Consider the following 19,156-nt stretch of genomic DNA (forward strand, 5'->3'; position numbering starts at 1 on the left):
GGCTTCTAGCGTCTGCACCCGCCATGGGGCGGTAATGCCCGACCTTCGTTTGATGCGCAATCGAAAAAAGAATAATTGATTTTCGTTGAACACGTGGCGCGAGATGATGGCGGCGGCCGACGATGCCGGCCGCCGCGCCGCGCCGGCGGGTTGACCCTGCGTCATGCCGGGCGGAGCATCCGCCCCGCAGAAGGCGGGGGAACGCGGCAGCATGAGTGGCCGACGGCTGATCGACATCGCGCGGGTGATCCGCAGCAAGAATGCGGGGCCGCTGCACTGCACGCTCGACATCCTCTTCGCCGATGATGCGGGGTTCCGGGAGGCCTTGTCCTCCCCCGCCATGACGCGGGAAGCGATGGCGCGGCTCTACGGCGTTTCCGCCACCACGGTGGAGGTCATCCCCTACGCCGCCGCGCATGCCATCAAGGTGGTGCTGGACCGCCCGGTGGTGGCGGGATCGCCCGGCGATTCGGATGTCTATGGCGCGCAGCAGCACGCGCCCTTGCTGGGGGTGGTGCTGTGAGCGTCGTCGGACGGTTGATGGACAAGGGGCCGCGGCCCGGCCAGGCGCTGCGCGTGCTGGCGGCCTCCGGCCAGCTCGGCAACGGCATCCCCGAAGCCGCGCTGAAGGCGGGCCTCGCCCGCGAACCCCATGTGCTGGGCTGCGACATGGGCTCCATCGATGTGGGGCCCGCCTATCTCGGCGGTGGAAGGCTGGCGACGAGCCCCGCGATCACGAAGCGCGACCTGCGCCTGGTGATCCTGGGCGCGCGCCAGGCGGGCGTGCCGCTGCTGATCGGCAGCGCGGGCACGGCGGGCGCGGCGCCGCATCTCGACCAGACGCTGGCGATGATCCGCGCCATCGCGAAGGAGGATGGGCTCAAGCTCCGCATCGCCGTCATCGCGGCCGACATGGACCGCGCCTGGCTGCGCGCCATGGCGCAGGCCGGGCGCGTGCAACCCATCGGCGCCATCGGCGCGCTGGAGGCGGGGACGATCGACGGCGCCGCGCACATCGTCGGCCAGATGGGCACGGAAGCCTTCCTGCGCGCCCTGGCGATGGAGCCCGACATCGTCCTCGCCGGCCGCGCCTGCGATACGGCGGTCTTCGCCGCCGTGCCGCTGATGCTGGGCTACGCCCCCGGCCCCGCGACGCACATGGCGAAGATCATCGAATGCACCTCGCTCTGCTGCGTCCCCGGCGGGCGGGACGCGATGCTGGGCACGCTGACGGGCGAGAGCTTCGAGCTGGAAAGCATGAACCCGGCGCGGGCCGCGACCCCCGTCTCCGTCGCGGCGCACAGCCTCTACGAACAGGCGGATCCGCTCCGGGTGCATGAGCCCGAGGGCATGATGGACACGACGGAGGCGGTCTATGCGGCGATCGACGATCGCCGCGTCCGCGTCTCCGGCGCCACCTGGGTGCCGGCGCGCCAGCACAGCATCAAGGTGGAGGGCGCGACCCATGTCGGCGAACGCGCCGTGCTGCTGGCCAGCACCACCGATCCCCGCGTGATCGAGCAGCGGGACAGCATCGCCGCCGGCGTGCGCAGGATCGTGGCCGATATCCTGCCGGGCGCGGGGGACTACGAACTCCGCTTCCGCGCCTATGGCACCGGGGAGACGAACCTCTTCCCCGGCGCGCGGGAAGGGCTGCCCGTGCCGGCGGAGGTCTTCTTCCTGCTGGAATGCATCGCGGGGGATGCCGATACGGCCAAGGCCATCATCGGCGTCGCCAAGCAGAACCTGCTGCATTTCGGCTTCCCCGGCCGGCTCTCCACCGGGGGCAACATCGCCTTCCCCTTCACGCCGCCGGAACTGCCGGCGGGCAGCGCCTATCGCTACTCCATCTACCACGTCGCCGAATGCGACGACCTCGCGGGCGCCTTCCCGGTGCGCATGGAGGAAGCCGGCTGACGCGCCCTACCCGAAGCGCGCCAGCAGGGAAGGGATGGCGGCGGCCGGCTGCGCGGGGCTGAACAGGAAGCCCTGCGCCTCCGCGCAGCCCTCCGCCGCCAGGCGATCGAATTCGCCCGGGGTGTTCACCCCCTCCGCCGTCGTCGCCAGGCCGAGATCGGCGGCCAGCCGCATGATGGCGCGGATGATCGCCGCGCCCTCCCGCTGCGCATCGACGCCGACGACCAGGTTGCGGTCGATCTTCACGCGGCCGACGGGAAAGCTGCGCAGCTGCGCCAGCGAACAGAAGCCCGATCCGAAATCGTCCAGCGCCAGCGCCACGCCCTGCGCGCGCAGCGTCGCCAGCGCATGCGCCGCGGCGCGTTCGTCGCCCAGGAACGTCACCTCGCTCAGCTCCAGCTCCAGCCGCCGCGCCGCCAGGCCGCTCGCCGCCAGCGCATCCGCCACCAGCCGCGGCAGCATCTCCTCCCGCAGCTGGGTCGGGCTGATGTTGACGGTGACGCGCAGCGCATCCGGCCACCCCGCCGCATCCCGGCAGGCCTGCCGCAGCACCTGGTCGCCGAGCTGGGTGATGAGGCCCGTCTCCTCCGCCAGCGGCACGAATTCGCCCGGGGATACGAAGCCGCGCGACGGGTGCTTCCAGCGGGCCAGCGCCTCGAACCCCGCGATGCGGCGCGTCGCGGTGGCGATGATGGGCTGGTAGTGCACCTCGATCTGCCGCTCCGCCAGCGCCTGGCGCAGATCGGCCTCCGCCTGGCGGATGGTCGGCGCGCCGCGCAGCGCGGCGGGGGCGAAGATCGCCAGCCGGTCGCCCGCGCCCTGCCGCGCCGTGGACAGCGCGAGTTCCGCATCCCGCATCAGCGCATCCGGGTCCATCGCGCCCTCGGACACCGCGACGCCGACGCGCGTGCCGAGCGCCACCGGCCCCTCCGGCGTCGCCACCGGCACCGCCAGGTCCCGCAGCAGCGCCGCCGACAGCTCATGCACCGCGAGCGAAGGGCACCCCGCCACCAGCACCGCGAAATCATCCGCCCCGATCCGCGCCGCGACAGCGCCCGCCGGCAGCCGCCGCGCGATCCGCGTGGCGGCGACGCGCACCGCCTCCTCCGCCGCGGCACGGCCCAGCGCGGCGCGATGGCCCTCCAGCGTCACCAGCAGGATGGCCGCGCCATCCGCGCGGTCCTGCATCGGCTCCATCCGCCGGCGCAGCCCGCTGGCGTTCAGCAGGCCGGTCAGCTCGTCATGCTCCGCCAGGAAGCGGGCGCGCGCCTCCACGCGCCGGCGCGCCGTGATGTCCTCGAAGGACACCGCCACGCCATGGTCCAGCCGCACCGCGCGGCTGCGGAAGCTGCGCGCGCCCAAGCCATCCCCCGCGCCCCGTTCGCGGATGCTGACGCTCCCGGTCTCCAGCACCGCGGTGAATTCCGCCAGCACGCCGCCCGGCCCGCCGGCATGCATGGGCAGCACCAGGCTGAGCCGCCCGCCCGCCTCCCGCCCCCGCCGCGGCCGCAGGCCGAGCAGCCGCATCGCCGCGGCATTCGCGTAGTCGATGCGGAAATCCACCACCGTGCCGGCGGCGTCGCGGATCGGCTCCAGCACCACGAAGCCTTCCGGCGCGATGTCCTGCGCCGTCTGGAACCGCGCCTCCGCCCGCGCCAGCCGGTTCTCCGCCGCCTTCAGCCCGCTGATATCCACCAGCACGTTCACCGCGCCCACCAGCCGCCCATCCGGCGCCCGCAGCGGAGAGGGGAAGGGCGCGAAGGGAATCCGCTGCCCGTCCGGCCGTTCCGCGAAGGCCCAGGCCCCGCGCACCGCCCGGCCTTCCCGCAGGCACACCGCCATCGGGCACTGGTCGGGCGGCATCTCCGCCCCATCCGGCGCCACGATGCGCCAGGACCCGCACCAGCGCTGCTCCTGCAGCGGCGGCCGCCAGCCCCAGAGCGAGGCGGCGGCCTCGTTGTAGTAGGTCAGGCTGCCGGCGGCGTCGGTGGTGTAGATCGCCACCCCCATCGCATCCACCAGCAGCCGCGCCGCCTGCCGCTCCGCCGAGGCATCCTCCCCCGCCAGGCCCAGCGTCTCGATGAAGGCGGCAAGGTCGTCGGGCACGGGCACGGCATCCGGGCGGGGATGTCCGGAAGCGGGAGCAAGCCTGGCCAAGCCGTCCATGGTCGCCTCGCGGAATCGGGTCGAAGGGATCGTCGTGCCCGACGTTTCCTGACAATCGCTAACGAATAGTTGATCGCTGCCATGCCAGAGCCGGAGCGTTCTGGCAAAACAATCTTTCTTTCAGCCGCCCCCCTCAGGCCGCGGGCCGGGGCCCCGCCCCGTGCAGGAAGACCTCCACCGCCAGGCGCGACAGCGCCTCCACCTCCGCCAGGTCGGGCGGGCTGCGCAGGCCGAGCAGCAGCTTGATATGCGCGGAGCCCAGCGCCATGCCGAACAGCATCTTCGCCCCGGCCTCCGCGTCCCCCAGCCGCAGCCTGCCGCGCCGCATCTCCTGCTCGATCCGCCGCTGCAGGGTGGATGCGCCCTTGCCCACGATCACGCGGTGGAAGGCTTCCGCCAGTTCCGGCGTGCGGCCGCCCTCCGCGATCACGAGGCGGAACAGCGCCACCTGCCGCGCGGCGAGGAGATGCGCCCCCGTCGCCCGCAGGATGGCGGCCAGCGCCGCCGCCAGGTCCTGCTCCGCCTCCTCCTGCACCACCGTCACCGGCGCCAGCGCCGCGGCGATGCAGGCCTCGAACAGCGCGGCCTTGGAGGGGAAGTGCTGGTACAGCGTGCGCTTGGACATGCCCGCGCGGCGCGCCACCTCGTCCAGCCGCGCCTCCGCATAGCCGTCGCGCAGGAACACCTCCTCCGCCGCCTCGCGCAGCAGGCGGTGGCGGTCGGCGGCGGGCATCGGCTCCCGCCCCGGCGCGCGGCGAAGCGGCGCCGCGATCCGGTCCAGCAAGGCCGTCACTCCCCGGGCGCGGGGATCGCCGCGGCGGGGGCCGCGCCATCCTTCGCATGCGCCGGCTTCGTCCGGAACAGCCGCAGCACCAGCATGAAGAAGACCGGCACGAAGAGGATGGCGAGCACCGTGCCCGTCACCACGCCGCCGATCACCCCCGTGCCGATCGCGTTCTGCCCGCCCGATCCCGCGCCCGTCGCGATCGCCAGCGGCACGACGCCGAGGGTGAAGGCGAGCGAGGTCATGATGATCGGCCGCAGCCGCTGCCGTGCGGCGATGGCCGTCGCCTCCAGCACCGGGCGCCCGCGGTCGAAGCCCTCCTTCGCGAATTCGACGATCAGGATGGCGTTCTTGGCCGTCAGCCCGATCGTCGTCAGCAGCCCCACCTGGAAGTAGATGTCGTTCGACATGCCGCGCAGGATGCTGGCCACCACGGCGCCGAGGATGCCGAGCGGCACCACCAGCATCACCGCCGTCGGGATCGACCAGCTTTCATACAGCGCCGCCAGGCACAGGAAGACCACGAGCAGCGAGATGGCGTAGAGCGCCGGCGCCTGGCCGGAGGATCGCCGTTCCTCGAAGGAAAGCCCCGCCCAGTCGAAGCCGATGCCGGGCGGCAGCTGCGCCGCCAGCCGCTCCATCTCCGCCATCGCCTGCCCGGTGGTGTAGCCCGGCGCCGGCCCGCCCTGGATCTCCCGCGAGGCGATGCCGTTGAAGCGCTCCAGCCGCGGCGATCCATAGACCCATTCGGTGCGCCCGAAGGCGGAGAAGGGCACCATCTGGCCATTCGCGTTGCGCACGAACCAGCGGTCGAGGTCGGAGGGCAGCATGCGGGACGCCGCATCCCCCTGCATGTAGACGCGCTTGATGCGGCCGCGATCCATGAAGTCGTTGACGTAGGTGGCACCCCAGGCGGTGGAGAGCGTCGTGTTCACGTCGCTGATGGAAAGCCCCAGCGCGCTGGCGCGCTCCCAATCCACCATCAGGCGGAACTGCGCCTCGTCATTCAGCCCGTTCGGCCGCACGCCGGCCAGGATCGGGCTCTGCGCCGCCAGCCCCAGCAGCTGGTTGCGCGCATCCATCAGCGCCGCGTGGCCGAGCCCCGCGCGGTCCAGCAGCTGGAAGGTGAAGCCGGTGGCGTTGCCAAGCTCCGTGATGGCGGGGGGGGAGAAGGAGATGACGATCGCATCCTGCCAGCCCGCGAAGCGCCGGTTGATGCGCGCCGTCAGCGCCTGCACCTTGTTCTCCGCCCCCGGCCGGTCCGCCCAGGGCCGCAGGCTGATGAAGCCGAGGCCCGAATTCTGCCCGCGCCCGCCGAAGCTGAAGCCGTTGATGGTGAAGATGGAGGCGACGACGCCGCTCTCCTCCTCCCGCAGGTAGCGGGTGATCTCGTCGAGCGTGCGCTGCGTGCGTTCCGTGGTGGCGCCGGGCGGGCCGATCACCTGCACGAAGGCGGTGCCCTGGTCCTCGTTCGGCAGGAAGCCGCCGGGCAGGCGCAGGAAGGAATAGCCCAGCGCCCCCAGCAGCGCGGCATAGACCACCATCATCCGCCAGGGCCGCTTCATGCTGCCGCGGATGCCACGCTCATAGACGCGGGAGGTGCGGAAGAAGCCGCGGTTGAACCAGCCGAAGAAGCCCCGCGTCTCCTGGCCCGGCTTGTGCGGCTTCAGCAGCGTGGCGCAAAGCACCGGGGTGAAGAAGATCGCCACCGCGACGGACAGGCCCATCGCCGTCGCGATGGTGATGGAGAATTGCCGGTAGATCACGCCGACCGACCCGCCGAAGAAGGCCATGGGCAGGAAGACGGCCGAGAGCACCAGGCCGATGCCGACCAGCGCACCGGTGATCTGGTCCATCGATTTGCGCGTGGCGTCGATGGGGGAGAGGTGTTCGTCGGCCATCAGCCGCTCGACATTCTCCACCACGACGATCGCGTCATCCACCAGCAGGCCGATCGCCAGCACCAGGCCGAACATGGTGAGCGAGTTGATGGAGAAGCCGGCGGCGGCCAGCATCGCGAAGGTGCCCAGCAGCACGACCGGGATGGCCAGCGTCGGGATCAGCGTGGCGCGCCAGTTCTGCAGGAACAGGAACATCACGAGGAAGACGAGGACCACCGCCTCCACCAGCGTGTGCACGACGCTGGTGATGGACAGGCGCACGAAGGGCGTGGTGTCGAGCGGATAGACCACCTCCAGCCCCTGCGGGAAGTTGGGGCGCAGGCGCTCGATCGTCGCGCGCACATTGTTGGCCGTGTCCAGCGCATTGGCGCCGCTCGCCAGCCGGATGCCGATGCCGGCGGAAGGCTGGCCGTTGAAGCGCGTGGTGAAGGCGTAGTTCTCCGCCCCGATCTCGACGCGCGCCACGTCCCGCAGCCGCACCTGGGACCCGTCGGGCCGCACGCGCAGCAGGATGGAGGCGAATTCCTGCGGGGTCTGGAGGTAGGAGGGCCCGATGATGGTGGCGTTGAGCTGCTGCCCCTGCACCTGCGGCAGCGCCCCCATCTCGCCGGAGGAGACCTGGACGTTCTGCGCGCGGATCGCGTTGGCGACGTCGCCCGGCGTCATGCCGTAGTTCAGCAGGCGGGCGGGGTCGAGCCAGATGCGCATGGCGTATTGCGCGCCGAAGACCTGGTAGTCGCCCACGCCCGGCGTGCGGCTGATCGGGTCCTGCACGCTGGTGACGAGGAAGTCGGAGATGTCGGTATTCGCCATCCGCCCGTCGGTGGACACGAAGCCCACCACCAGCAGGTAGTTGTTGCCGGACTTCGTCACGCGGATGCCCTGCTGCTGCACCGTCAGCGGCAGGCGGGGCGTGGCCAGCTGCACCTTGTTCTGCACCTGCACCTGCGCGACATCGGGGTTGGTGCCCTGCGCGAAGGTCAGCTGGATGGTGGCGCTGCCATCCTTGGCGGTGTTGGAGGAGAAGTAGAGCAGGTTGTCGATGCCGCTCAGCTGCTGCTCGATGATCTGCACCACGGTGCTCTGCACCGTCTCCGCCGAGGCGCCGGGGTAGGAGACCTGGACCGAGATCGCGGGCGGCGCGATGGCGGGGTACTGCGCCACGGGCAGGATGCGCAGCGCCAGCAGGCCGGCCAGCATGATGCCGATGGCGACCACCCAGGCGAAGACCGGGCGGTCGATGAAGAAGCGGGCCATCGCCTCAGCTGCCCGCGCGGGCGACGGGGCGCGCGGCGGGCGCGCCGCGTTCCGTCGGGTTCACCCGCGCGCCGGGGCGGATGCGCTGCACCCCCTCCACCACCACGCGGTCGCCGGGCGCCACGCCTTCCGTCACCAGCCAATCCGTGCCGATGGCGCGCGTGGTGCGCAGCGTCCGCGCCTCCACCACGTTCTGGGCATTGACGACGAAGGCCATGGGCTCGCCCCGCGGGGTGCGGGACACCGCCTGCTGCGGCACCAGCAGCGCGCTGTCGGTGACGCCTTCCTCCACCTCCGCGCGCACGAACATGCCGGGCAGCAGCAGCTGGTCCGGGTTGGGGAAGACCGCGCGCATGGTGACGGACCCCGTGCCCTGGTCCACGATCACCTCGCTGAACTGGATCTCGCCGGGATGCGGGTAGCGCGACCCGTCCTCCAGGATCAGGGAGGCGCGGGCCTGGTCGATGGAATCCCGCCGCAGCGCGCCGCTCGCCACGTCCCGCCGCTGCTGCAGCAGCGCCGCGCTCGGCTGCGTCACGTCCACATAGATCGGGTCGAGCTGCGTCACCGTCACCAGCGCCGCCGCCTGGTTCGCCGTCACCAGCGCGCCCGGCGTCACGGTGGAACGGCCCGTGCGGCCATTGATGGGGGAGGCGACGCGCGTGAAGGCCAGGTCGATGCGCGCCGTCTCCAGCTGCGCGCGGGCGGACATGACATCGGCCTGCGCCTGGCGCAGCGTCGCCTCCGCATTCTCCAGGTTCTGCTGGGACACCGCCTGCGCCGTCACCAGGGACCGGTAGCGGGTGGCGGTGCCGCTGGCCGCGCGTTCCGTCGCCTCCGCCCGCGCCAGCGCCGCCTCCGCCCGCCGCACCGCGGCTTCCAGCGTCGCCGGATCGATCTGGAACAGCGGCTGCCCGGCGGAGACACGTTCCCCTTCCGTGAACAGCCTTTCGCGCAGCACGCCGCCCACCTGCGGCCGCACCTCCGCCACGCGATAGGGCGCGGTACGGCCGGGCAGCGTCGTCGTCACCGGCACTTCCTTGCGTTCCAGCGTCACCACCGTCACGGCGGGCGGCGGCGGTGGCGCGCCCTGGGCCGCGGCCGGCTTCGGCGGTTCGTCGCAGGACGCCAGCAGCGCGACGGACCCGACCAGGGCGAGGCAAGGCAGCAGGCGGCGCGGCAGGGTCTGCCGGAAGCCGGGGGAGGGATGCATGCGACCTCGATGAAACGCGCGGTTGTCGGATTAGGAAACTGGCGCGTTTCCGCCCGATGTCAACATAATCTGCTGCAACGCAGCGTAACGCGCGGTTACGTCAGCGGCGCGCCAGGCTGGCCCGCGGCCCCTGGCATCACGCGGCGCGGCCCCTTAGCCGCGTGCTGGCCAGGAAGGCGAAGCAGATGGCGGCGGCGAAGAAGGCCAGCCCATGCGGCGCGGCTTCCATGGACAGCCCCGCCAGCACCGGCCCCGCCAGCGCGCCCGCGCCCCACATGAAGCCCATGGCGGCATAGACGCCGACCAGCGCCGAGCCCTGGAAGCGGCTGCCCACCACCGCCAGCATCACCGTGTAGATGCCGACGAAGCAGCCGCCCCAGGCGAAGAGCAGCGCGTAGGTGGTCCAGGGATTGGCCAGCGCCACCGGCCAGGAAGCCGCGCCCAGCCCCGCCGCCAGCGCCAGCAGCCGCACCAGGCGCAGCCGGTCCATCCGGTCCGCCAGCCAGCCGATCGGCAGCTGCAGCAGGATGGCGCCCACCATCATGCAGGTCATCAGCTGCGTCGCGCTCTCCTCCGTCCAGCCCAGCCGCACGGCATAGAGGGCGAGGAAGGAGAGCCCCGCCGTCTCGATCGCCGCGTTCAGCACCACGGCCGCGATGGCGACGGGGGCGAGGCGCATGAAATGCAGCGGCCCCTCATGGGACGGCGTCTCGAAGGCCGGCGCCACGACGCGGGGCGAGGCCACGAGCAGCGTCGCCGCCAGCGCGATGCCCGCGCCGACCAGGTAGGGCAGCGCCCCATGGGTGCCGAGGAAGGACAGCATCAGCGGCCCCAGCGCGAAGCCCACCGACATGGCCGCCGTATAGGCCGCCATGGCGCGGCCGCGATTCTCCTCCGTGCTCAGGCTGTTGGTCCAGGTCTCCGACATCACGAAGAGGATCTCGGAGGCCGCGCCCATCAGCAGCCGCAGCAGGAACCACACCCAGACCAGGCGCAGCAGCGGGAAGGCGACGAGCACCGCCGCCGCCAGCAGCAGCGCGATGATCACCAGGCGACGAAGGCCGAGCGGCACCACCACCCGCGGCAGCAGCCAGGCCATGGCGAAGACGCCGACGGCATGCATCGCCGCATTGGCGCCGATGGTGATCTCGCTCAGCCCCTGAGAAGCGAGGTCGAGCGCGATGAGCGCGGCGCTCAGGCTGTAGGTCAGGCCGAACAGCGTCGCCACCGCCACCACGGCGGCGCGGGACAGCAGCTTGTCAGGCATAGCCCATCCGCGCATCGCGGTCGCGGGCCGCCGGCGCGCGATCCTCGGGCGGGCCGAAGCCGCCGCCGCCGCTCGTCTCCAGCCGCACCACGTCGCCCTGCTGGAGCTTCAGGTTGTCCGTCTTGGGCGGGATCGGCCCTTCCGCGCCATCCCGCCGCAGCACCAGCGCGCCCTTCGCGGCCGGGCCGCCGCCGGCCAGCCCGTAGGGCGCGTGGTCGAAGCGGTCCATGTTCGCCGTGAAGAAGCAATGCGCGCTGTCGATGCGCCATTCCCGCACCAGGCCGAGCCCGCCGCGCCGCATCCCGGCACCCCCGCTGCCATCGCGGAGCGCATAGCGCAGCACGGTCAGCGGCAGCTGCGCCTCGATCATCTCGATGGGGATGTTGCTGTTGTTGTGCATGCCGCTGGCATAGGCGTTGACGCCATCCTTGGCGGGATGCGCGCCCGATCCGCCGATCTCGATCTCCACCAGCACGTCGCGCTGGCCGCTGTCCTTCACCGTCTGGAAGGTGGTGACGTAGCTGTTGCCGTAATAGGCGGCGGGGATGAGGTCCGGCACCGCCTGGTGCAGCGCGCCGTTCATGGCGTTCAGCAGCCGATGGGTGACGGCAATGCGATGCGCGACGGGCGCGGGGTGGCGGGCATTGACGACAAGGCCCTCCGGCGCCGTCACGCTGATCGGCCGGTAGCAGCCTGCCGACATGTGCAGCGAGGAATCCGCGCAGCACATCAGCGCGAACATCACCGCGGCATTGGTGGAGGCGAGCGTCGCATTGGTCGGCCCCGCCACCTGGGGCGAGCAGCCGGAGAGATCGACGCGCGCCGTCTCCCCTTCGATGTGCAGCCGCACATGCAGGCGGATGCGTTTCCCCAATTCGATGCCGTCATCGTCGAGAAAGTCCTCGAACTCATAGACACCGTCGGGCATGCGCCCGATGGCCGCGCGCATGCCGGCCTCGCTCATGTCGAGGATACGCTGCCCCGCCTCGATCATCGCGGGGGCACCGAAGCGGTTGGCCAGGCGGGCCAGCGCCGCGGCACCGACTTCGAGCGAGGCGAGCTGCGAGGAGAGGTCGCCCAGCAGCAGATCGGGCTTCCGGATATTCTGCCGGATCATCGCCCAGATGCCCTCGTTGCGGACACCGCGCTCGATGAGTTTCACGGGCGGGATGCGAAGCCCCTCCTGGAAGATTTCCGTGGCCTTGGCGGCATAGGACCCCGCGACGAGCCCGCCGACATCGATGTGGTGGCAGAGCGTGCCGACGAAGGCGATGCGCGCGCCGCCGTGGAAGACGGGGCGGAAGGCCAGGATGTCCGGCAGGTGCTGGCCGCCGCAATACGGGTCGTTGAAGATGACGACATCGCCCTCGTGCCAGGCCTCCGGCGGCACATGGTCCGCCAGCAGCGTGCGCAGCGCATGCGTCATGGAGTTGAGGTGGCCGGGGATGCGCGCGGATTGCGCCAGGTTCTGGCCCTCCGCGTCGAAGACGGCGGTGGAGTAGTCCAGCAATTCGCGCACGATGGTGCTGCGGCTGGTCCGCCAGATCGTGATGTCCATCTCCGCCGCCGCCGCCGTCAGCGCGTTGCGGATGACCTCGATCTCGATCGGTCCCAAACCGGTCATGCCGCGATCCTCCGCGCGATGATCGCGCCCTCGGGGTCGAGTGCCGCGCGCCAGCCGGCGGCGATGACGTGGGTGGCGAAGGCTTCCTCGATCATGGCCGGGCCTTCGATGATGTCGGCCAGCCGCAGCCTCTCCCGCCGCCACACCGGCCAGGCGGTCGCCGCGCCGCCCTGCCAGACCTGGCGCGACCCAGGCGCCGTCGCGGCCTCGGCGGGCGTCGCGCGCGCCTCCTCCGGCTTGTCGAGCCGCCCGATGGCCGCGGCGCGCAGGGTCACGATCTCCACCGGATCGCCCTCCGCGGCATAGGAGAAACGCGCGCGATGCGTCGCGTGGAAGCGTGCGAGCAGCGGGGGCAGGGCCGGGGCTTCCGGCCAGGGCACCAGCAATTCGAAGGCCTGGCCGCGGTAGCGCAGGTCTGCGGAAAGCTCGACCGCCCGCTGCCCGTCCGGCACGCCATCCGCCGCCAGCCGCGCATCCGCCTCCGCCCGCAACCCCGCCACGGCCTCCGCCACCGCCTCCGCCTGGTCGCCGCGATACAGCCGCGACCGCGCGAGGTCCTGCACCAGGTCGGAGAAGAGGATCCCATAGGCCGAGAGCGTCCCCGGCTCCCGCGGGAAGACCACCTCCGTGATGCCGAGTTCGTCCGCCACCTCCGTCGCATGCAGCCCGCCCGCGCCGCCGAAGGACAGCAGCGCGAAGTCGCGGGGGTCGAGCCCCTTCTCGAACAGCGAGAGCCTGACCGCCGCCGCCAGCTGCGCATTCGTCACCCGCAGCACGCCCTCCGCCGCCGCTTCCGTGGACAGCGCCAGCGGCGTCCCGATCCGCGATTCCATCGCCGCCCGCGCGCCCGCCAGGTCCAGCGCCATCGCGCCGCCCAGGAAGAAATCCGGGTCGAGCCGCCCCAGCACGGCATTCGCATCCGTCACCGTCGGCTCCGTGCCGCCGCGCCCGTAGCAGACCGGCCCCGGCCGCGCCCCCGCGCTGCGCGGCCCCGCCGTCAGCCGCCCCGCCGCATCGACGCTGGCGATGGAGCCACCCCCCGCGCCGATGGTCCGCATCTCCACCATCGGCAGCCGCACCGGCAGCCGGTCCACCTCGCCCTGCGTCACCAGCCCGATGACGTGGTCCTGCACGACGGAGACGTCGAAGCTCGTCCCCCCCATATCCACCGCCACCAGGTTCGGCCGTTCCAGCCGGCGGGAGAGCCTTTCCGCCGCCAGCGCGCCGCCCGAGGGGCCGGAGAGCAGCAGCCGTGCCGGCTGTTCCGCCGCCCGCGCCAGGCTGCACATGCCGCCATTGGACTGCACGAGGAAGATGCGCGGCCTGAACCCGTCCTCCCCCAGCCGCGCCTCCAGCCGGGCCAGGTAGCGCTGCACCACCGGCATCAGCAGCGCGTTCAGCACCGTCGTCGACAGGCGCTCATACTCCCGGATCTCCGGGCTGATGTCGGAGGAGAGGCTGATCGGCACCCCCGGCAGCGCCTTCGCCACCGCATCCCGCAGCGCGCGTTCATGCGCGGGGTTGGCATAGGCATGCAGCAGCCCGATCGCGACGGCCTCCGGCGCCGCCGCGCGCAGCCTGTCCATCAGGGGCGAAAGGTCGCCGATCGGCACTTCCACGCTGCCATCGGCGCGCAGGCGTTCCACCACGCCGAAGCGCCGGTCGCGGTCCACCAGGCAGGGGAAGGGGTCGGGCGCCAGGCCGTAGATGTCGCGCCGCACATGGCGCGTGATCTCCAGCACATCCTCGAACCCCGCCGTCGTCAGCAGCACGCCCTGCGCCAGCTTGCGCTCCAGCACGGCGTTGGTGGCGATGGTGGTGCCGTGCAGCAGCAGCCCCACATCGGCCAGGGCGAATCCGAAGCGCTCCGCCGCCTGGCGGATGCCCGCCATCAACCCCTCGGAGGGATCGGCCGGCGTGGTCGGCGCCTTCCAGGCCATCACGCGGCCGTGGCGCTGGTCCAGGATCTGGAAGTCGGTGAAGGTGCCGCCGATATCGACCGCGATGCGAACGGGCTGTGTCGCGCTCATGCTTGCGCGGGCCCACGCTCAGAACGGCGCATCAGCTGATCTCCGGTCGGTTCAGACCGGTAGCATGGCCGCGCGGAAGCGGGCGCGGAAGAGGCGCCGGCCCGGTCGCCCGGGCCGGCGCGCCAGGCGTCAGGCCTTCGCGGCCTTGCGCTTCGCCTTCTTCATGCCGGCCAGCGCGGCTTCCTTCAGCGCCGGGCTCGCCTTGAACTTCACCGTGGCGCCGGCCTTCACCTGCACCTTCTCGCCCGTGCGCGGGTTCATCGCCGTGCGCTTCGCCGTCTCGCGCACCGCGAAGGCGCCGAAATCGGGAATCGTGAAGCGGCCGGTCGCGACGATCTCCGTCTTGATGGCGGCGATGATGTCGGCAGCGAGCTTGCCCGCGGCATTCGCCGGCATCTCGGTGGACTTCACGATCACATCCGTGAGGAACTTCTTTGACATGTTGCGTCTCCTTGCAGGCAACCCCGCATAGCGGAGGTCGATGCGCATGTCAGCGCCGAATGCGCTCGATTCGTCAATGTTCTCGCGCTGCACAGTGGAATTCCGGTGATGCGGGGGTGCCCGGCGGGCGCCCGCGCGCGATTCCGCCCGGATTCACGCCGCCCCGGCGGCGCGCCCGAACCCCAACGCCGCCAGCCTGGCGCGCGATTCGGGCGACTCCAGCACCCGCAGGAAGGCCCGGACCGGCGCGCGATCGGCCCGCGCCTCCGCCAGGAAGAAGTCGTAATGCTCATCCGCCAGCGGCAGGAAACCGAGGCCATAGGCGCGGGCGACGGTCTCGATCGCCACGCCCCAATCGGCCCGCCCCTGCGCCACCGCCGCCGCCACCGCATTGTGGGATTTCGGCTGGTTGGCGTAGCCTGCGGGCCTGGCGCCGCCCAGCAGCCCGTCCAGCAGGATGCGCGTGCCGGACCCGGCATTGCGGTTCACCAGCAGGCAGGCGGGATCGGCCGCGGCGGCCGCCACCGCCGCCCGTCCCTCCCGCCCCGCGAAGCGCCCGTCGCCGGGGCGGAACACCACCCCCTGCAGCCGCCGCCAGCCCGGCACCAGCCGCAACCCCGGCGCCAGGAAGGGCGTGTTGTAGGCGCCCGTCCGCGGGTCCAGCAGATGCGCCGGCGCCAGGTCGCATTCCCCCCGCTTCGCCGCCGCCAGCCCGCCCAGGCTGCCCACCGCCAGGCTGCGCGCCGCGATCCCCTCCGCCGCCAGCAGGTCCAGCAGCGCGTCCAGCCCCAGGCAATGGCTGCCGATGATGGCGAGGTCCGGCAGCTTCGCCGCGCCGCCCATGGGCCCGCCGATCAGCGTCACGCGCAGCGCCTGCCCGGCTTCCGCCCCCTGGTCCAGCGCCGGGATGGCGAAGAAGCCGTCCGCGGCTGCGAAGGCCGTCACGCTGCCCGACCCCTTGCCGAGCGGCCAGGCCACCAGCCCATCGGCGCTTTCCGCCAGCGATGCCATCACGAATTCCTCGCGCCCCAGCTCGCTCGGCATCCGCACCGCGAGCCGTGCCTCCACCTGGCTCTCCTCCCGCGCCGGCAGCCCGGCCATGGCGCGAATCAGGGGCACGGCAAATTGGTGAAAGGTGAAGACCGCGCTGGTCGGGAAGCCCGGCAGCACGAAGACCGGCCTGTCCCGCAGCTTCGCGATGCAGAGCGGCTTGCCCGGCTTCAGCGCCACGCCATGCACGATGACGCCATCGCCCAGGATGCGGTGGGAGACATCGCCCGCCCCCTTGCTGGTGCCGCCGGACATCACGACCATGTCCGCCTCTTCCAGCGCCCGCGCCAGCGCGGCCGACAGCGCCGCCTCCTCGTCCCGCAGGATGCCGAAGGGAAGGGGCTCGCCCCCATTCTCCGCCACCGCGGCGGCCAGGATGGCGGCGTTGCTGTCCGGGATCCCGCCGGGCGGCAGGGCGCTGCCGGGGGGATGCAGCTCATCGCCCGTGGAGATCACCGCCACGCGCGGCCGCCGCACCACCGGCACGGCCGCGATGCCGGCCGCGGCCAGCATGCCGATCTCCCGGCTCGTCACCACCGCGCCGGCGCGCAGCACCGTCTCCCCCTTCGCGATGTCGCTGCCGGCGAAGCCCAGGAAGGCGCCGGGCGCGGCGGCGCGCGTCAGCAGGATGGCGGGGGGCTCGCCTTCCTCCAGCACCGTCTGCTCGATCATCACCACCGCATCGGCGCCGCGCGGGATCACGCCGCCGGTCGCGATGGCGGTCGCGGTGCCGGGCGTCACCTCGATGCCCGGCGCCACGCCGCAGGCCAGCACCTCCGCGTTCAGCAGCAGGCGGCGCGGCGTCGCCTCCGTGGCGCCCGTGGTATCGGCCGCGCGCAGCGCGAAGCCATCCACCGCGCTGCGGTCGAAGGGCGGCGCATCCGCCGCCGCCGCGACCGGGCGCGCCACCACGCGGCCCAGCGCCCGCGCCAGCGGCACCTCCTCCGCCGCCAGCGCGGCGAAGGGGAAGGCATCGCGCAGCCGCCGCATCGCCTCCTCCGCGGAGACGACCTGGAGGAACTGTTCCTGCCGCGCGGCGCGGCGGATGCGCCCGGCAAGGGTGAGGTCGGGGTCAGGCAAGGGGCAGGGCCTCGATCACGGCGCCGGCTTCGTAGCCTTCCGCCTGCGGCGGCACCACCAGCAGCGCCCCCGCCCGCGCCAGCGCGCCGAGCGGCAGCGCCCCCACCGCCAGCGGCACCGCGCCCCCCGCGCCATCCAGCGCCAGCGGCACCAGCTCCGCCATCCCCACGGCGGAAGCCACCTTGGCCGAAAGCCGCAGCCGGAGCGGCGCCGGCGCCGCCGCCCCCGCCAGGCACCGCAGCGCCGGCAGGCCGAGCAGCACCCAGGCCGCCACCGCATCCTCCGCCAGCCGCGGCAGCAGCAGCGCGGGCACGCCGCCGGCGCGCCCGATTCCCGCCGCCAGGCCCGGCCGCGCGCCGAGCCCGGCCTGCGCCGCCTCCATCGCCGGATCGTCGGTCAGCACCAGGTCCGGCGGGCCGTCATCGCAATCCGCGCCCTCCGCCCGCGCCCAGCCCGCGAGCAGCGCCGCCACCGCGGGGTCCGCGTGCCGCAGCAGCAGCCGCGGGATGCGCAGCGCCACCTGCCCCACCCCCAGCGCCGCCAGCGCCGGCAGGTCCCGCGGGCCCAGCCTTTCCCCGGCCGCGCGGATCACCTGGCCGGGCGCGACATCCGCCCCCGCCGCGCGCACCCCATCCCCCGGCGCCACCGGCTGCAGCGCCATCACCAGCGGCCCCGCCGCCTCGGCATCGAAGGGGTCGAGCACCGCATCCATCCCCGGCGGCAGCGCATCGCCCGCCGCCAGCAGGGCCGGGCTGCCCGGCAGCGGCACCGGGGAGAAGGGACTCGCCCCCTCCGTCTCCGCCGCCGCCACCGCCCAGCCCGGGCGCAGCGCGATGGCCCGGGCCGGCACGGGCCCCGGCGCCACCACCGCCGCCGCCAGCACGCGCCCCAGCGCCGCCGCCGGGGGGCGGTGGCAGGGGGCCACGGGCGCCAGCATGGCGGTCAGGGCCGCGCACATCGCCGCGGGCGGCGTCAGGCGAAGCGGGGGGGGCTGGGGCGGGATGGCGCGCGTCCTGGGCTGGTGGCGCGCAGTTAGTCCCGGCGCCCCCGAATCGCCAGCACCCCTTCCGATGCCAAACCGAGAATGTATCGATCGCGAACACGAAACGGCGAGCGCGACCCTCCCACGCCCTGCACGCATGGCGTGCATCGCCCGGGGGGCCTATGCTCGCGAAACCTTGAGTACGCGCCTCCGCCCATGAACGTCCTGGCCTTCGCCCTGCGGTGGCTCGAACGGCTCCGCACCCTGCCGCTCTGGCTCCGGCTGCTGGCTGGATTCCTGCTGGGCATCATCGCCTTCCTGTGCCGGGCCAACCTGCTGGACCACCGCATGGGCGCGGGGCGGGACCTGATGCTGGTGGCGATCGTGCTCTCCGCCTTCTGGTTCGGCTTCCTGCCGGGGCTGGTGACGGGCGCGGTGGTGCGGGGCCTGGCGCTGTGGTGGTTCGTCGGGCCGCAGGAGGTGACGCTGGTGCGCCCCTGGAACGATTACGGCATCGCCTTCTTCATCGTGATGGCCGTGGGCGGTTCCGCCGCCGCCGGCCATGCGCTGCTGATCCTGGCGAATGACGGCAAGCCGGGGGACGACCCGCCGCGCCAGCTGGAGGGGTAGGCCGCCGGATTTTCGAACATGCTTGATTGATCGAATATCCTTCCCTAGGCTCCGCCGCGACGGGGATCGGGGGAGGGGGCCTTGCCGCCGCGCGTGCTGCAGAAACCGGCGGAGCCGGATGCCGTGCTGGTCAGCCAGGACGTGCTGTCCCGCCTGAAGGGCGACATCCTGGACGGGCATTATGCCCCCGGCGCCCGGCTGCGCTTCGCCGACCTCCAGCGCGCCTATGGCGCCGGCATCGGCACGCTGCGGGAAGCGCTGTCCCACCTGCTGCCCGAGGGGCTGGTGGAACTGGACGCCAATCGCGGCTTCCGCGTCGCCGCCATCTCGGCGGAGGATCTGCGCGACGTCTCCGCCCTGCACACCGAATTCGAACGCCGCGCCATCCTGGAATCCGTCCGCCATGGCGACGATGCCTGGGAAGCCGGGCTGGTGCTGGCCTTCCACCGCCTGGCGAAGATCGAGCGGCTGAGCCGCGAGGAACGCAAGCAGCGCAGCAGCGAATGGCTGGCCGCGCATCGCGACTTCCACCGCGCCCTCGTCGCCGCCTGCCCGTCGCGCTGGCTGCTGCGGCTGCGCGCGCAGATGTATGACCACATGGAGCGCTACCGCCTCGTTTCCCAGCGCCACCGCCCCATCGGGCCATCCAAGCGCGCGGAGCATGAGGCGATCCATGACGCCGCCCTGGCCCGCCAGGCGGAACGCGCGGCCGACCTGCTGGCCGCGCATCTGGATGAGACCACGGAAACCGTGCTGCGCCACGCGCCGCAATTCATGCCGCCACCCTGAGCGTCGCGCGCGGGACTGGCGGAGG

14 protein-coding genes are annotated in these 19,156 nt (G+C 72.6%); 4 read left to right on the top strand and 10 right to left on the bottom strand.

Translation table 11 applies throughout. From position 1 onward, the window contains the following. Positions 1-211 precede the first annotated feature (211 nt). Positions 212-523, top strand: coding sequence for a DUF4387 domain-containing protein (locus JJI54_RS19640; RefSeq protein WP_203074765.1), 312 nt, complete (start codon positions 212-214; stop codon positions 521-523). 17 nt (positions 524-540) lie between these two features. Further along, positions 541-1,917 (top strand): acyclic terpene utilization AtuA family protein, encoded by a 1,377-nt coding sequence (locus tag JJI54_RS19645; protein ID WP_203074766.1) that lies wholly within the window; start codon positions 541-543, stop codon positions 1,915-1,917. Positions 1,918-1,923: 6 nt separating this feature from the next. Here the strand turns inward: JJI54_RS19645 and JJI54_RS19650 are convergent, their stop codons facing one another. The 10 genes from JJI54_RS19650 to JJI54_RS19695 form a co-directional block, all read right to left on the bottom strand. Next, complete coding sequence (locus JJI54_RS19650) at positions 1,924-4,023, bottom strand: EAL domain-containing protein (protein ID WP_203074767.1); 2,100 nt, start codon at positions 4,021-4,023, stop codon at positions 1,924-1,926. Positions 4,024-4,216: 193 nt separating this feature from the next. Then, a complete protein-coding gene (locus JJI54_RS32810) occupies positions 4,217-4,867 on the bottom strand; it encodes a TetR/AcrR family transcriptional regulator (protein ID WP_203074768.1) in 651 nt (216 codons plus the stop codon). Between the two features lie 5 nt (positions 4,868-4,872). Then, positions 4,873-8,025: an efflux RND transporter permease subunit gene (locus tag JJI54_RS19660; protein ID WP_203074769.1), complete on the bottom strand. Its 3,153-nt coding sequence runs from the start codon at positions 8,023-8,025 to the stop codon at positions 4,873-4,875. 4 nt (positions 8,026-8,029) lie between these two features. Continuing rightward, the gene (locus JJI54_RS19665) at positions 8,030-9,238 is read right to left on the bottom strand and encodes an efflux RND transporter periplasmic adaptor subunit (RefSeq protein WP_203074770.1); all 1,209 of its coding nucleotides are present in this window, start codon (positions 9,236-9,238) and stop codon (positions 8,030-8,032) included. Between the two features lie 136 nt (positions 9,239-9,374). Then, a complete protein-coding gene (locus JJI54_RS19670; RefSeq protein WP_226381934.1) occupies positions 9,375-10,505 on the bottom strand; it encodes an MFS transporter in 1,131 nt (376 codons plus the stop codon). Then, entirely contained in the window at positions 10,498-12,129 is a 1,632-nt protein-coding gene (locus tag JJI54_RS19675) for a hydantoinase B/oxoprolinase family protein (protein ID WP_203074772.1), read from the bottom strand. The genes JJI54_RS19670 and JJI54_RS19675 overlap by 8 nt, the downstream gene beginning before the upstream one ends. Further along, a complete protein-coding gene (locus JJI54_RS19680) occupies positions 12,126-14,159 on the bottom strand; it encodes a hydantoinase/oxoprolinase family protein (RefSeq protein WP_203074773.1) in 2,034 nt (677 codons plus the stop codon). The genes JJI54_RS19675 and JJI54_RS19680 overlap by 4 nt, the downstream gene beginning before the upstream one ends. Before the next feature lie 129 nt (positions 14,160-14,288). Next, positions 14,289-14,600, bottom strand: a complete 312-nt coding sequence (locus JJI54_RS19685; protein ID WP_092960602.1) for an HU family DNA-binding protein — start codon at positions 14,598-14,600, stop codon at positions 14,289-14,291. 153 nt (positions 14,601-14,753) lie between these two features. Beyond that, positions 14,754-16,730 (bottom strand): molybdopterin biosynthesis protein, encoded by a 1,977-nt coding sequence (locus JJI54_RS19690; RefSeq protein ID WP_226381935.1) that lies wholly within the window; start codon positions 16,728-16,730, stop codon positions 14,754-14,756. Beyond that, positions 16,723-17,667: a molybdopterin-binding domain-containing protein gene (locus JJI54_RS19695; RefSeq protein ID WP_203074774.1), complete on the bottom strand. Its 945-nt coding sequence runs from the start codon at positions 17,665-17,667 to the stop codon at positions 16,723-16,725. The genes JJI54_RS19690 and JJI54_RS19695 overlap by 8 nt, the downstream gene beginning before the upstream one ends. 261 nt (positions 17,668-17,928) lie before the next feature. Between JJI54_RS19695 and JJI54_RS19700 the strand changes: the two genes are divergently transcribed. Next, on the top strand, positions 17,929-18,342 hold the full coding sequence (locus JJI54_RS19700; RefSeq protein ID WP_203074775.1) for a hypothetical protein: 414 nt from the start codon (positions 17,929-17,931) through the stop codon (positions 18,340-18,342). Between the two features lie 81 nt (positions 18,343-18,423). Beyond that, positions 18,424-19,131 carry an FCD domain-containing protein gene (locus JJI54_RS19705; RefSeq protein ID WP_203074776.1) on the top strand — a complete coding sequence of 236 codons (708 nt, stop codon included), beginning with the start codon at positions 18,424-18,426 and terminating at the stop codon, positions 19,129-19,131. The last annotated feature ends 25 nt before the right edge of the window (positions 19,132-19,156 follow it).

It is taken from the genome of Falsiroseomonas ponticola, from assembly GCF_016805305.1.
Classification (GTDB): domain Bacteria; phylum Pseudomonadota; class Alphaproteobacteria; order Acetobacterales; family Acetobacteraceae; genus Falsiroseomonas; species Falsiroseomonas ponticola.